General features: G+C 61.6%; 12 protein-coding genes. 1 reads left to right on the top strand and 11 read right to left on the bottom strand.

Annotation, left to right across the window (positions count from 1 at the left end; translation table 11 throughout):
• Nucleotides 1–36: 36 nt before the first annotated feature.
• From PSAKL28_RS07840 to leuC, 11 genes are all read right to left on the bottom strand, one after another.
• Nucleotides 37–714: an SPOR domain-containing protein gene (locus tag PSAKL28_RS07840; protein ID WP_038608686.1), complete on the bottom strand. Its 678-nt coding sequence runs from the start codon at nucleotides 712–714 to the stop codon at nucleotides 37–39.
• A complete protein-coding gene (gene folC, locus PSAKL28_RS07835) occupies nucleotides 698–2,005 on the bottom strand; it encodes a bifunctional tetrahydrofolate synthase/dihydrofolate synthase (protein ID WP_038608683.1) in 1,308 nt (435 codons plus the stop codon). Before folC ends, PSAKL28_RS07840 begins: the two co-directional genes overlap by 17 nt.
• Nucleotides 2,002–2,922, bottom strand: coding sequence for an acetyl-CoA carboxylase, carboxyltransferase subunit beta (gene accD, locus PSAKL28_RS07830; protein ID WP_038608679.1), 921 nt, complete (start codon nucleotides 2,920–2,922; stop codon nucleotides 2,002–2,004). The genes folC and accD overlap by 4 nt, the downstream gene beginning before the upstream one ends.
• 281 nt (nucleotides 2,923–3,203) lie before the next feature.
• Nucleotides 3,204–3,824, bottom strand: a complete 621-nt coding sequence (locus tag PSAKL28_RS07825; protein WP_038608677.1) for a phosphoribosylanthranilate isomerase — start codon at nucleotides 3,822–3,824, stop codon at nucleotides 3,204–3,206.
• A 38-nt stretch (nucleotides 3,825–3,862) separates the two neighbouring features.
• Nucleotides 3,863–4,738 (bottom strand): tRNA pseudouridine(38-40) synthase TruA, encoded by an 876-nt coding sequence (truA, locus tag PSAKL28_RS07820; RefSeq protein WP_096335663.1) that lies wholly within the window; start codon nucleotides 4,736–4,738, stop codon nucleotides 3,863–3,865.
• A 90-nt stretch (nucleotides 4,739–4,828) separates the two neighbouring features.
• A complete protein-coding gene (locus PSAKL28_RS07815) occupies nucleotides 4,829–7,537 on the bottom strand; it encodes a FimV/HubP family polar landmark protein (protein ID WP_038608676.1) in 2,709 nt (902 codons plus the stop codon).
• A 72-nt stretch (nucleotides 7,538–7,609) separates the two neighbouring features.
• Complete coding sequence (locus PSAKL28_RS07810; protein ID WP_038608674.1) at nucleotides 7,610–8,620, bottom strand: aspartate-semialdehyde dehydrogenase; 1,011 nt, start codon at nucleotides 8,618–8,620, stop codon at nucleotides 7,610–7,612.
• Between the two features lie 226 nt (nucleotides 8,621–8,846).
• A complete protein-coding gene (gene asd, locus PSAKL28_RS07805) occupies nucleotides 8,847–9,959 on the bottom strand; it encodes an aspartate-semialdehyde dehydrogenase (protein ID WP_038608672.1) in 1,113 nt (370 codons plus the stop codon).
• A gap of 68 nt (nucleotides 9,960–10,027) precedes the next feature.
• A complete protein-coding gene (gene leuB, locus PSAKL28_RS07800) occupies nucleotides 10,028–11,110 on the bottom strand; it encodes a 3-isopropylmalate dehydrogenase (RefSeq protein WP_038608670.1) in 1,083 nt (360 codons plus the stop codon).
• 113 nt (nucleotides 11,111–11,223) lie between these two features.
• Entirely contained in the window at nucleotides 11,224–11,868 is a 645-nt protein-coding gene (gene leuD / locus PSAKL28_RS07795) for a 3-isopropylmalate dehydratase small subunit (protein ID WP_038608667.1), read from the bottom strand.
• Entirely contained in the window at nucleotides 11,865–13,298 is a 1,434-nt protein-coding gene (gene leuC, locus PSAKL28_RS07790) for a 3-isopropylmalate dehydratase large subunit (protein ID WP_038608665.1), read from the bottom strand. The genes leuD and leuC overlap by 4 nt, the downstream gene beginning before the upstream one ends.
• Before the next feature lie 131 nt (nucleotides 13,299–13,429).
• Between leuC and PSAKL28_RS07785 the strand changes: the two genes are divergently transcribed.
• On the top strand, nucleotides 13,430–14,320 hold the full coding sequence (locus tag PSAKL28_RS07785) for a LysR family transcriptional regulator (protein ID WP_038608663.1): 891 nt from the start codon (nucleotides 13,430–13,432) through the stop codon (nucleotides 14,318–14,320).
• The last annotated feature ends 53 nt before the right edge of the window (nucleotides 14,321–14,373 follow it).

Genomic DNA, 14,373 nt, shown 5'->3' with positions numbered 1-14,373 from the left:
TGATTTACCGCCCGGCGCTGGCCGGGCGACGATCAATCAGCTGCGCTCAGGCTGGAAGCGTACGACGATACCGTTGAGCTTCTGCTGGCGGCTGATCACATCACGCAGGCGTTCGGCCTCGGCGCGCTCGATCAACGGCCCGACATACACCCGGTTCATGCCGCCGGCCGAGCGGATATAGGCGTTGTAGCCCTGGCTGCGCAGGGTTTTCTGCAGGTTCTCGGCACCGGCCCGATTGGACAGGCTGGCCAATTGCACCGACCAGCTGACCGGCAGGCCATTGGCGTCGATCTTGCCTGCCGCTGGCTTGGTCGCGCTGGCGACGGCAGGCGCTGGCTGGGTTTGCGGCTTGGCCGCTGGCGGCGGAGTTGCAGGCTTGGCGGCAACGGTGGGTGCCGGCGCTGGAGCCGGAACAGGTACTGGCACCGCAACGGGCGCGGGAGCAATCGGCGTACTTGGCGCCTGGACTGGCGCGGTGGACTCGTCGACGATTACCGGGTTTTCTTCTGGCAATACCTGAGGTTCAGGCACCGGCACAGGTTCGACCTGCACCTGCGGCATGCTCGGCGCTGCAGGGGCCTCAGGCGCCTCGACGCGTACTTGACGCATCTCGTCTTCCCGGGAAAACAGCATCGGCAGGAAGATCACTGCCAGTGCCACCAGCACCAGCGCACCTACCATCCGTTGTTTGACCACTTTATCCAGCAATGCCATTTGCCCCATCCTCCGTGGCCTGCCGATCCAGCCACTGCAAGGCTTCGCCGACACAGAAAAACGATCCGAACAGCAGGATTTCATCATCCGCCGTTGCCAGCGCGCACTGCCCGTCAAGGGCTGCTGCCACGCTGGAATAAGACTTCACATCAGCACCGAGGTTCGCCAGCGCCGCTTCAAGCTCGCTTGCAGGACGGCTGCGCGCAGTATCCAGGGGCGCAACCGCCCAATCCTGAACCGCACCCAGCAACGGCTGCACCACCCCGGCCAGATCCTTGTCGGCCAACAGGCCGAACACCGCCAGGCGCTTGCCCGCTACCGGCCGTGCCGCCAGGCGCTGAGCCAGGTACTCGGCAGCGTGCGGGTTATGGCCGACATCCATGAGGATAGTCAACGCCTTGCCTTGCCAGCGAAACGCCCGACGATCCAGGCGACCGACCATCCGCGTGGACTGCAGGATCGTGGCAATCTGCCCGGTATCCCAAGGCAGATCCATCAGCAAATAAGCCTGCAGCGCCAATGCGGCGTTTTCCATTGGCAGATCGAGCAGCGGCAGGTTGTGCAGTTCGACCTGCTGGCCGCGGCTATCCACGCCCCGCCACTGCCAGTACCGATCGGTGCTGGCCAGATCGAAATCACGACCGCGCAGGAAGAACGGGCAACCCAGCTCACGGGCCTTGTCCAGCAGCGGTTGCGGCGGATTCAGGTCACCGCACAGCGCAGGCTTGCCCTGACGGAAGATACCGGCCTTTTCGAAAGCCACCGACTCACGGGTATCGCCCAGGTAATCGGCATGATCAACACCGATGCTGGTGACCAGCGCCATATCGGCATCGACAATATTGACCGTATCCAGGCGCCCACCCAGACCGACTTCAAGCACCACGGCATCCAGCGCCGACTGCTTGAACAGCCAGAACGCCGCCAGGGTACCGGCTTCGAAATAGGTCAGGGAAGTTTCACCGCGAGCGGCTTCAACGGCGGCAAACGCCTCGCACAGTTGCTGATCGGCGGCTTCTTTGCCGTCAATCTGCACACGCTCGTTGTAACGCAGCAGGTGCGGCGAACTGTAGACCCCGACCTTGAGCCCCTGGGCACGCAACAGGGCGGCCACGAAGGCACAGGTCGAGCCCTTGCCATTGGTACCGGTCACGGTAATTACCCGTGGCGCCGGCTTGTCCAGCCCGAGCCTGGCCGCAACCTGTTGCGAACGCGCCAGGCCCATGTCGATGGCCGAGGGGTGCAACTGCTCGAGATAGGCGAGCCAGTCGCCAAGGGTACGTTGGGTCATACGGTGGCAGGCGCCGGCGGTACGACGATCGGCTCAACGACCGGCTCGACGAACTTCGGCGTCGGCAGGCCCATCATCTGTGCCAGCAGGTTGCCCAGGCGATGACGCAGTTCCTGACGCGGGATGATCATGTCGATGGCACCGTGCTCCAGGAGGAACTCGCTGCGCTGGAAGCCTTCCGGCAGCTTCTCGCGCACGGTTTGCTCGATCACCCGAGGACCTGCGAAGCCGATCAGAGCCTTTGGCTCACCGACGATTACGTCGCCAAGCATTGCCAGGCTCGCGGAGACACCGCCGTAGACCGGGTCGGTCAGCACCGAGATGAACGGAATGCCTTCTTCGCGCAGACGCGCCAGTACCGCCGAGGTCTTGGCCATCTGCATCAGCGAGATCAGCGCTTCCTGCATGCGGGCACCGCCGGAAGCCGAGAAGCAGACCATCGGGCAGCGGTTTTCCAGGGCGTAGTTGGCGGCGCGAACGAAGCGCTCGCCGACGATGGCACCCATCGAGCCGCCCATGAACGAGAATTCGAAGGCGCTGACCACCACCGGCATACCCAGCAGGGTGCCGCTCATGGAAATCAGGGCGTCTTTTTCGCCGGTCTGCTTCTGGGCAGCGGTCAGGCGGTCCTTGTACTTCTTGCCATCACGGAACTTCAGACGGTCGACCGGTTCCAGGTCGGCCCCCAGCTCGGCGCGGCCTTCGGCATCCAGGAAGATGTCAATGCGCGCACGTGCGCCAATGCGCATGTGGTGGTTGCACTTGGGGCAGACATCCAGGGTTTTTTCCAGCTCCGGACGATACAGCACGGCTTCGCAGGACGGGCATTTGTGCCACAACCCTTCAGGTACCGAACTTTTCTTCACCTCGGAACGCATGATCGAAGGGATCAGTTTGTCTACTAACCAGTTGCTCATGCTTTCTTTCTCCAGTAACGACGACCGGCAGGCTTTGGCTGCCAGGTTCGCGCGTATGCCCTTGAGCTCAATTCATGTATGACGCGATGATGGACCGGCTCCGGCGCCCCGCGTACAGCGAGGTGCCCCGATACCGCTCCATCGTCAACCTGTAAAAGCGACGCCTGTGGCGTCACCCGGTAATTTCGACCGGCCCATGGGCGCGATCCGGCAGCAACGGGCTGCGAAAGCTATGGACGATGGCGCGCGGCCAGCCGTCACATCCACAACAACAGACGTCATCACGCCTGTTTGACCGCCTTGATAAAGGCCTCGATCCGCGCGGCATCCTTGATGCCCTTGGCTTGTTCGACACCGCCGCTGACATCCACGGCATAAGGCCGCACCTGGGCGATGGCGCTTGCAACGTTATCCGGCGACAGACCACCGGCCAGGATGATCGGCTTGCTCAGTTTTTCCGGCACCAGCGACCAGTCGAATGCTTCACCGGTACCTCCCGGCACGCCGGCGACATAAGTGTCGAGAAGAATCCCGCTGGCATCGCTGTACAGCTTGCACGCTGCCGCCAGATCATCCCCCGGGCGTACCCGCAAGGCCTTGATCCATGGCCTGTTATGACCGGCGCAATCGGCCGGGGTTTCATCGCCGTGGAACTGCAGCAGATCCAGCGGTACCGCATCGAGGATCTCGCCCAGCTCGCAACGGCTGGCATTGACGAACAGCCCCACGGTGGTCACGAATGGCGGCAACGCGGCGATGATCGCCCGTGCCTGCTGCACATCGACCGCCCGCGGGCTCTTGGCATAGAACACCAGACCAATGGCATCAGCGCCCGCCTCCGCCGCAGCCAACGCGTCCTCAATGCGGGTAATCCCACAGATTTTGCTGCGAACGGCGCTCATGAGCTGTGAACCTCGGCTGATCTTGAAAGTCCCGGATGTTAGCAAATGGCGTGTGGGTCGTCAGCCGCCAGTGACTCGTAACCGGTGAGAAAGTGTGGGCCGATGTAACGCTCAGGCAAGGCGAACTCGTCGTGGTACTCCACCTGCACCAGGTACAAGCCGAACGGATGGGCGGTGACGCCACCTGTACGCCGCTCACGACTCTCCAGCACTTCCCGGGCCCACTCCACCGGACGCTCGCCAGCACCGATGGTCATCAGTACCCCAGCGATGTTACGCACCATATGGTGCAGGAAGGCGCTGGCACGGATATCCAGGACAATCATCTTGCCGTGGCGGGTCACGCGCAGGTGATGGATGTTCTTGATTGGCGACTTGGCCTGGCACTGACCGGCACGGAAGGCGCTGAAGTCATGAGTGCCGACCAGGTACTCGGCGGCCAGGGCCATGCGTTCGACATCCAGCGGCCGGTGGTTCCAGGTAACTTCCTGGCCCATGTGCGCCGGGCGGATCTGATCGTTGTAGATCACGTAGCGATAGCGCCGGGCAATGGCTTTGAAGCGGGCATGAAAATGCGCCGGCATTTCCTTGGCCCAGGCCACGCTGATGTCGTGCGGCAGGTTGATGTTGGCGCCCATGGTCCAGGCTTTCATGCTGCGCACCACCTGGGTATCGAAATGCACCACCTGACCGCAGGCATGCACACCGGCATCGGTACGCCCGGCACAGAGCAGCGTAACGGGCGAATCGGCAACTTTGGACAATGCCTCTTCGAGCGTCTGCTGGACACTCGGCACGCCATCGGCCTGACGCTGCCATCCGCGGTAGCGCGAGCCTTTGTATTCGACGCCCAGGGCGATGCGGAAGAAGCCTTCGGCCGCCGATTCGGCAACCGTGTTATCAATGATTTCCAAGAAGATACAGCCTGTCGATTTAGCAGATGGCGGGAATTATAACGACAACGGCAGCCACCAGGGCTGCCGTCGGACGTACAAGGGCAGGACTCAGACCAGACGCGAAAGCATCTCTTCGGCTTCCTGCTTCTGGGCATCGCTACCCTCTTTGCGCACTTCGTCGAGAATGTCGCGGGCACCGTCATGGTCGCCCATGTCGATGTAGGCGCGCGCCAGGTCGAGCTTGGTCGCAGCCTCATCGGCGCCGCCCAGGTAGTCGAACTCCAGGTCATCACCGAGATCGTCGCTCAAGGCGTCTTCCGCGGTGAAGTGCGGCTCGATCGAGGGTTGTTCCAGGCTTTGCGACAACTTGTCGAGCTCGGCGTTGACGTCATCGAGCTCGGAAGCAAAGCTCTTGGCGGCATCGGACTCGTCATCCAGCGACAGCGACAGGTCGAAATCTTCCGGCAGCTCCAGCTCGCTCAATGGGTCGAATTCCGGCATGGTCTCGTCGAAGGCAGCCAGTTCGGCAGCGATATCGACGGGTTCATCAAGTGCCGGCACGGCAGCGTGATCGCCCGTAACATCGAGATCGAAATCAGACAAGTCGTCGAGCGTGACAGGCGCCTGCTCGGCCGGCACTTCAAGTTCCGGCTCGGCAGCTGGCGCTTCGAACACAGGCTCGGGCGCAAAGTCGGCTACCTCAATTTCCGGTGCAGACTCGCCTAGCTGCAGCGGCTCGTTCAGATCCAGACCTTGCAGGTCATCGTCCAGACTCAGGTCGAAGGCGCTGTCCAGGTCATCCTCGGCCAGCGGCTCCAGTGCCGACTCCAGCTCAGGCTCCAACTCGGCGACCGAAGCAGGCTCTGGTTCTGGTTCTGGTTGCACTTCAGGTTGTGCCTGCGGCTCATCCTGCAACAGTGCCTGGACGTACTGGGCGTCCAGCTCGGCAGCCAGGGCTGCCGCACCAAGGCCACCGGCTGCAGCCAATGCCGCCATGGCCGGGAAACGGCTCTTGAGGGCTTCGACGTCAGCATGATTCTGACCGGTAGCGATCAACTGGCGTTCATGACCGACAAAAGCGTCACGGTCGCCCTGACGTGCATAGACTTCCATCAACTTCAAACGCAGATCACTACGCTCCGGCGCCGCAGCCACTGCAGGCTCCAGCAGATCAGCAGCATGGTTCAGGCGACCACGGGCAATGCTCGCTTGCACTTCGTCGAGCAGCGCATCACCACTTGGCGCTGGCGCTGCATCGGCGGCCGGAGCAACCAGCGGCGCAGCCATTGGTTGCGGCTGGGCAGGCGCTTGCTCAAGCGGCTTGACCTCAGCCTTCCTGGCTTCCACGGCAGGCGCTTCAGCAGCACTGGCCGCCGCAGCCGAGGCGGCCACCACCGCCGGTGCCAGCGTCACGCTTGGCGCTGGCACTTCCAGGCCTTCGAAGCTGCTTGGCGGCAGGTCAAGGTCTGGACCGCGCTCACCCTCTTCAGCCAGCGCCCGGGCCATGCGCAGGTGTTTTTCCGCTTCCTGATCGGCTTTGCGCTTGCGCGCCAGCAGCAACAGCAACAGAAGCAGCACCAACAACGCGGAAGCACCGATCAGCGCCAGCAACACAGGATTGCCGAGCAGGTCGTCGAGCATCTTGCTGGAACTGCCGGCATTCGCCTCTTCGGCTGCAGGTGCCGGGCTGTCGAGCGGTGCAGTATCGACCGCTGCAGGTGCCGGAGTAGTGACCGGCTCGCTTGGCGCTGGCTGCAACTCGGCGGAAATCGCCGTCTGCTGAGCTGCTTCAGGCGCAGGCTCCTGACCGGCAGCCCCCTGGGCTTCGAGCCTGGCCAACTGATCGCTTTTCAGTGCGATCAGGCGCTCCATCTTGTCCAGCTGGCTCTGCAGATCGCTCATGCGACTTTTCAATTCGGCATTGTCACGCCGCGTGGTATCGAGACGTTCCTCAGCAACAGCGAGTTTATCGCTGACGGCTTTGCCATCTCCGGCAGCCGTTTTGCTGCGAGGTGCTACCAGGCGCAGGTTGTCCTGATTGGCAATCCGCGCCGGCGCCGCCTCGGTGCCGGTGCGGCGAGTGGCGTCCAGCTGCCGGGCACGTGGGCCCAGGCGCCGACCTTCACGCCAGGCGGCGTACTGTGCGGCAACCTCAGCAACAGCCTCGCCCTGAGGAATGCTCATGACCTGCTGCTGATCGGGCATGCGCAGGACCTGACCGGTTTTCAGCAGGTTGATATTGCCGTTGATAAAGGCATCGGGGTTCAACGCCTGGATGGCCAGCATGGTCTGCTGCACCGAGCCGCCCTGACGGGCTTTCGAGGCGATCTCCCACAGCGTGTCACGCCGCACCGTGGTGTAGTTGGCCGGTGCGCTGACCGCCGGGCTGATCGTCGACTCAGGCTTGGCCCCCGGCAATGCAGCCTGGTTGACCAGCACGCTGTAATCGCGCAGCAGGCGCCCGCTCGGCCACATCACCTGAACCAGGAACTTGACCATCGGCGCTGGCAGCGCCTGGCTGGAGGTCACCCGCAATACGCTCTTGCCGTTGGGATTGATCACCGGCGTGAAGGTCAAGTCGTTGAGGTAGGCTGGACGCTCGATCCCGGCCTTGGCGAACTCTTCGGCTGGCGCCAGGCTCGGAGCCATTTCAGCGGCGGTGAGATCGCGTACATCGAGCAGTTCGATTTCGGCATCCAGCGGCTGGTTCTGCGCCGACTTGAGGGTCAGTTCGCCCAAGCCGAGGGCATGCGCCATACCGGACGACAGCGCCGACGCCGCGGCTATTGCTAAGACCAGTTTGCGAATTCGAAGCATGACCTCTTCCTTTGAAAGAACCGTCCCCGGCGACCGAGCAAAATCTCGGTAAAAATTAGCTGCAAGTATCTTTTACACAACATGTTTTATCAACAATTGCGCCAACTGCACGGCGTTCAAGGCCGCGCCTTTGCGCACGTTGTCGGTGGTCAACCAGAGGTTGAGCTGCTCGGCTTCGTCGATTCCACCGCGCACCCGTCCAACATAGACCACGTCCTGGCCGACTGCGTCACCGACCGGGGTCGGGTAATCGCCCTCTTCGACCAGCTCGATGCTGTCAGCCGCTTCCAACGCAGCATTGACTGCCTTGAGGTCGATCGGTTCACGACTTTGCACCGATACACTGTAGCTATCGCCGAAAAACACCGGGACTTGAATGCAGCTGACGGAAATCTTCAGCGCCGGCAAATCCAGCACCTCGCGCAATTCGCTAACCAGACGACGCTCCAGCAAGCCATGACCTTCAGCATCGTTGGCGCCCACCTGGGCCAGCAGATTGAAGGCCATTTGCCGGTCAAAGAAGCGTGGTTCCAGAGGACGTGCATTGAGCAGTTCGGCGGTCTGCCGCGCCAGCTCATTGACCGCTTCGCGGCCTTGGGCCGAGACCGCCAGGCAGGCGGTGACATTGACCCGCTCGATGTCGAGCAGTCCTTTGAGCGGAGCCAGGGCAACGGCCAATGCCACTGCGGCGGCACTTGGGCTGCTGACCTGCAGCGGCTTGGGCAGGTTTTCGAGTCGTGCAGCGTTGGCTTCTGGCACCAACGCTGGCGCCTGCTCGGCAGGCAAGCCTCCAGACAGATCGATAACAGCGCAACCGGCCGCCTGGGCCCGCGGAGCAAAACTGCGGGTGACGGAAGGGCCGGCAGCGAAAAAGGCCAGTTTGACCTTGCTGAAATCGAAGCTGTCGACCTCGCGCACGCGCAGGCTCTTGTTGCGGAACATCACACCGCTGCCGGCTGACTCGTTGCTGGCCAGCAGGTGCAGGGTGCCCACCGGAAAATCCTGCTCTTCGAGAATCTGCACGAGGGTTTCACCGACAGTACCGGTGGCACCGATCACGGCAATATCAATAGGCTGGCTCATGGGGAAATCCTCTGCTGGAACGGCGGGAGCGGCACTTTACACCACAATCGCGGGGCATGTGGGAGCTGGCTTGCTGTGTGTGGGAGCGGGCTTGCCCCGCGATTGCGCTTGTTCAGTCACCTTGCATCGCGGGGCAAGCCCGCTCCCACCGTTTTTTCGCGGTTAGTCGCCAACAAAAAAGCCCGCGCTGTCTCCAGCACGGGCTTTCGGTCCAATCAGCGTCAGATCAACGCTCCAGCAAAATCCGCAGCATGCGGCGCAGCGGCTCGGCCGCGCCCCACAGCAGCTGGTCGCCAACGGTGAAGGCGCCCAGGTATTGCGAACCCATGTTCAGCTTGCGCAGACGACCCACCGGAATGTTCAAGGTACCGGTGACACTGGTCGGGCTCAGCTCCTGCATGCTGATTTCGCGCTGGTTCGGCACCAGCTTCACCCATGGGTTGTGCTGGCTGATCATGCCTTCGATATCAGCGATTGGCACATCTTTGTTCAGCTTGATGGTCAGCGCCTGGCTGTGGCAACGCATCGCACCGATGCGCACGCAGATGCCGTCGACCGGAATCGGGCTCTTGAAGCGACCGAGGATCTTGTTGGTCTCGGCCTGGGCTTTCCACTCTTCACGGCTCTGGCCGTTAGGCAGTTCCTTGTCGATCCACGGGATCAGGCTGCCGGCCAGCGGCACACCGAAGTTTTCGGTCGGGTAGGCTTCGCTGCGCATGGCCTCGGCAACCTTGCGGTCGATGTCGAGGATGGCGCTGGCCGGGTTGGCCAGGTCGTCAGCCACAGCGGCGTGGGTCGCGCCCATCTGGCGGATCAGCTCACGCATGTTCTGCGCGCCGGCACCGGAAGCCGCCTGATAGGTCATGGCGCTCATCCACTCGACCAGGCCAGCCTCGAACAGGCCACCCAGGCCCATCAGCATCAGGCTGACAGTGCAGTTGCCACCGATGTAGTTCTTGGTGCCCGCATCGAGCTGCTGGTCGATGACCTTGCGGTTGACCGGGTCGAGGACGATGACCGCGTCATCCTGCATACGCAGGCTGGAGGCGGCGTCGATCCAGTAACCCTGCCAGCCGGCTTCGCGCAGCTTGGGGAACACTTCGTTGGTGTAGTCGCCGCCCTGACAGGTCAGGATCACATCGAGGGTCTTGAGTTCTTCAATGCTGTACGCGTCCTTGAGCGGAGCAATATCTTTGCCCACAGCCGGACCCTGGCCACCTACGTTGGAAGTGGTGAAGAACACCGGCTCGATGAGATCGAAATCCTGCTCTTCCAGCATCCGCTGCATGAGCACGGAACCGACCATACCGCGCCAACCGATCAGACCTACACGTTTCATCGCAACTACACCTTTGCTAAAAAGTGGGCCGCTGCTTCACAAGGAAAAACAGCAGCGGGCCCGAGAGATTACAGATTCCGCAGCGCTGCGACTACTGCGTCGCCCATTTCCTGCGTACCTACCTTGCTGCAACCGGCCGACCAGATGTCACCCGTGCGCAGCCCCTTATCCAGCACCAGGCTGACGGCGTTTTCAATAGCTTCGGCTGCCGCCTGCTGATTGAAGCTGTAACGCAGCATCATCGACACCGACAAAATGGTTGCCAGCGGGTTGGCAATGCCCTGCCCGGCGATGTCTGGCGCCGAGCCGTGGCACGGTTCGTACATGCCCTTGTTGTTGGCATCCAGGGACGCTGAAGGCAGCATGCCAATGGAGCCGGTGAGCATGGAAGCTTCATCCGACAGGATGTCACCAAACATGTTATCGGTGACCATCACATCGAACTGCTTGGGTGCACGAACCAGCTGCATGGCCGCGTTGTCGACGTACATGTGGCTGAGCTCCACATCCGGGTAGTCCTTGGCCACTTCTTCGACAATTTCGCGCCACAGCTGGCTGGAAGCCAGGACGTTGGCCTTGTCCACCGAGCAGAGTTTCTTGCCGCGTACACGAGCCATGTCGAAACCGACACGAGCGATACGGCGGATTTCGCTCTCGCTGTACGGCAGGGTGTCGTAGGACTGACGCTCGCCACCTTCCAGCTCGCGGGTACCGCGCGGGGCGCCGAAGTAGATGCCACCGGTCAGCTCGCGAACGATGAGGATGTCCAGACCGGAAACGATTTCCGGCTTCAACGAGGAGGCGTCGGCCAGCTGCGGATAGAGGATGGCCGGACGCAGGTTGGCGAACAGGCCCAGTTGCGAACGGATCTTCAACAGGCCGCGCTCAGGACGGATGTCACGCTCGATCTTGTCCCACTTGGGGCCTCCCACGGCGCCCAGCAATACAGCGTCTGCCTGACGCGCGCGCTCCAGGGTCTCATCAGCCAGCGGCACGCCGTGCTTGTCGATGGCCGCGCCACCGATCACATCATGGGACAGGCTGAAGCCGAGCTGGAACTTGTCGTTGGCCAGCTCCAGCACCTTGACCGCCTCGGCCATGATTTCCGGACCGATGCCATCACCTGGAAGAATCAGAATCTGCTTGCTCATGGGTTCCTCGTGTTCAAATCAAGCGAAAAGTAATCAGCAGCATCGCGGGGCAAGCCCGCTCCCACAGAGTTTCCACTACCGGTGGGAGCCAGCTTGCCCCGCGATGTTTTCAATCAAACATCGCGAAACAACCAAGGCTGACTAGCCCGATGCTTGGCTTCGAACGTGGCAATCGCGTCACTGTCCTGCAAGGTCAGACCGATATCGTCCAGACCGTTGAGCAAGCAGTGTTTACGAAACGCATCGATTTCGAAACTCAATACTTTGCCATCTGGGCGGGTTACTGTCTGCGCCTGCAAGTCGATGGTCAACTGGTAGCCAGGGTCGGCCTCGACCTGCTTGAACAGTTCATCGACTTCTTCATCGCTGAGGATGATCGGCAGCAAGCCGTTCTTGAAGCTGTTGTTGAAGAAGATGTCGGCATAGCTCGGCGCGATGATACTGCGGAAACCGTACTCTTCGAGGGCCCATGGCGCATGCTCACGGCTCGAGCCGCAACCGAAGTTCTCGCGGGCAAGCAACACGCTGGCGCCCTGGTAACGGTCGTGGTTCAAGACGAAGTCCGGGTTCTTCGGGCGCTTGCTGTTGTCCTGGTACGGCTGACCGACATCCAGGTAACGCCACTCATCGAACAGGTTGGGGCCAAAGCCGGTGCGCTTGATCGACTTGAGGAACTGCTTGGGAATGATCTGGTCAGTGTCGACGTTGGCGCGATCCAAAGGCGCAACCAGGCCGGTGTGCTGGGTAAAGGCTTTCATGCTGCGCTCCCTTGAATCAACTCACGTACGTCGACAAAACGACCGGTTACAGCGGCGGCGGCGGCCATGGCCGGGCTCACCAGGTGGGTACGACCGCCAGCACCCTGACGGCCTTCGAAGTTACGGTTGGAGGTCGAGGCGCAATGCTCGCCACTCTCCAGGCGGTCCGGGTTCATCGCCAGGCACATCGAGCAGCCCGGCTCACGCCATTCGAAACCGGCTTCGAGGAAGATCTTGTCCAGGCCCTCTTTCTCGGCCTGGGCTTTGACCAGACCCGAGCCCGGCACGACGATGGCCTGCTTGATGGTCGCAGCCACCTTGCGGCCCTTGGCGATCTCGGCAGCGGCGCGCAAGTCTTCGATCCGCGAGTTGGTGCACGAACCGATGAAGACCCGGTCGAGCTGGATATCGGTGATCGCCTGGTTGGCGCTCAAACCCATGTACTTCAAGGCACGCTCAATGGAACCGCGCTTGACCAGATCGGCTTCGGCAGCCGGATCCGGCACGCGCTGATCAACCGCCAGGACCATTTCCGGCGAGGTGCCCCAGCTGACCTGTGGCTTGATCTGTGCAGCGTCCAGCTCGATCACTGTGTCGAACACCGCATCGGCGTCGGATACCAGGTCTTTCCAGGCTTCTACCGCCTGATCCCACTGCTCGCCTTTAGGTGCATATGGACGACCCTTGACGTAGGCCACGGTTTTTTCATCGGTCGCCACCAGGCCCACGCGGGCACCGGCTTCGATGGACATGTTGCAGATGGTCATGCGGCCTTCGACGGACAGCTCGCGAATCGCGCTACCGGCGAATTCCATCGCGTGGCCGTTGCCACCGGCAGTACCGATCTTGCCAATCACCGCCAGGACGATGTCCTTGGCCGTGACGCCGAACGGCAACTGACCCTCGACGCGCACCAGCATGTTTTTCATTTTCTTGGCCACCAGGCACTGGGTCGCGAGCACATGCTCGACTTCCGAGGTACCGATGCCATGGGCCAGGGCGCCAAAGGCACCATGGGTGGAGGTGTGCGAGTCGCCGCAAACCACGGTCATGCCCGGCAAGGTTGCGCCCTGCTCCGGGCCGATGACGTGGACGATGCCCTGACGCACGTCATTCATCTTGAATTCGGTGATGCCATACTCGTCGCAGTTTTCATCGAGGGTCTGCACCTGCAAACGCGACACCTGGTCGACAATGGCGTCGATACCGCCCTTGCGTTCCGGGGTGGTCGGCACGTTGTGGTCAGGCGTGGCGATGTTGGCATCGATGCGCCAGGGTTTGCGGCTGGCCAGGCGCAGGCCTTCAAAGGCTTGCGGTGACGTCACTTCGTGAATGATGTGACGGTCGATATAGATCAGCGCCGAACCATCGTCGCGCTGCTTGACCAAATGCGAATCCCAGAGCTTGTCGTAGAGCGTTTTGCCGGCCATCAGACTTTCCTCATCAGCGTCTTTCTATGCCAATAACCACTTGGCTTGTACGGACGATGCTATGACGGTAGATTGAATAACTCAAATTCATAATTTTTATGCTTTGGATAACTCAGAGGAATAGCCAAGCAGTGGACTTCGCCAACCTCAATGCCTTTATCGCCGTGGCTGAAACCGGCAGCTTTTCCGGCGCGGGTGAGCGCCTGCACCTCACCCAGCCAGCCATCAGTAAACGGATTGCCGGACTGGAACAGCAACTGGATGTGCGCCTGTTCGATCGCCTGGGCCGCGACATCAATCTCACCGAGGCTGGCCGCGCCTTGCTGCCGCGCGCTTATCAAATCGTCAACGTACTGGATGATACCCGCCGCGCCTTGAGCAATCTCACCGGTGAAGTGACCGGTCGCCTGACCCTTGCCACCAGTCACCATATAGGCTTGCATCGCTTGCCTCCGGTTTTACGGGCTTTCACCCGCCAGTACCCAGCAGTGGCATTGGATATTCAGTTCCTGGATTCAGAAGCTGCCTACGACGAGATACTCCATGGCCGCGCCGAAATTGCGGTAATCACCCTGGCACCCGAACCGCACCCGCTGGTTCAGGCCGTGCCGGTGTGGAACGACCCGCTGGATTTCGTCGCCTCCCCGGAGCATCCACTGGCGTGCAATGGCCCGGTAAGCCTTGCCGATATCGCCCATCACCCGGCGGTTTTCCCTGGCGGCAATACTTTTACACACCATATTGTCCAGCGCCTGTTCGAAGCCCAGGGGCTGACGCCGAACATCGCCATGAGCACCAACTACCTGGAAACCATCAAGATGATGGTTTCCATCGGCCTGGCCTGGAGTGTACTGCCGCGAACCATGCTCGATGAGCAGGTTGCGCCTATCGCTTTGCCGGGCATACAGCTGTCGCGCCAGCTAGGCTACATTCTGCACACCGAGCGGACGTTATCGAATGCGGCCAAGGCCTTCATGGCACTGCTCGACAGCCACGCAGGTGGCCACGAGCCAATGAGGTAAATCACGGCCAGAACAACTCTCAAGGACGCGTCACCTGCCAAAGGTCTGGTATC

This window comes from Pseudomonas alkylphenolica (assembly GCF_000746525.1).
Taxonomy (GTDB): Bacteria; Pseudomonadota; Gammaproteobacteria; order Pseudomonadales; family Pseudomonadaceae; genus Aquipseudomonas; species Aquipseudomonas alkylphenolica.
This window is presented reverse-complemented; position numbering and strand designations above follow the sequence as displayed.

Coding starts and splice junctions, on each gene's coding strand:
- PSAKL28_RS07840 (WP_038608686.1), bottom strand. CDS start 714: ATGGCATTGCTGGATAAAGTGGTCAAACAACGGATGGTAGGTGCGCTG.
- folC (WP_038608683.1), bottom strand. CDS start 2,005: ATGACCCAACGTACCCTTGGCGACTGGCTCGCCTATCTCGAGCAGTTG.
- accD (WP_038608679.1), bottom strand. CDS start 2,922: ATGAGCAACTGGTTAGTAGACAAACTGATCCCTTCGATCATGCGTTCC.
- PSAKL28_RS07825 (WP_038608677.1), bottom strand. CDS start 3,824: ATGAGCGCCGTTCGCAGCAAAATCTGTGGGATTACCCGCATTGAGGAC.
- PSAKL28_RS07815 (WP_038608676.1), bottom strand. CDS start 7,537: ATGCTTCGAATTCGCAAACTGGTCTTAGCAATAGCCGCGGCGTCGGCG.
- PSAKL28_RS07810 (WP_038608674.1), bottom strand. CDS start 8,620: ATGAGCCAGCCTATTGATATTGCCGTGATCGGTGCCACCGGTACTGTC.
- asd (WP_038608672.1), bottom strand. CDS start 9,959: ATGAAACGTGTAGGTCTGATCGGTTGGCGCGGTATGGTCGGTTCCGTG.
- leuB (WP_038608670.1), bottom strand. CDS start 11,110: ATGAGCAAGCAGATTCTGATTCTTCCAGGTGATGGCATCGGTCCGGAA.
- leuD (WP_038608667.1), bottom strand. CDS start 11,868: ATGAAAGCCTTTACCCAGCACACCGGCCTGGTTGCGCCTTTGGATCGC.
- leuC (WP_038608665.1), bottom strand. CDS start 13,298: ATGGCCGGCAAAACGCTCTACGACAAGCTCTGGGATTCGCATTTGGTC.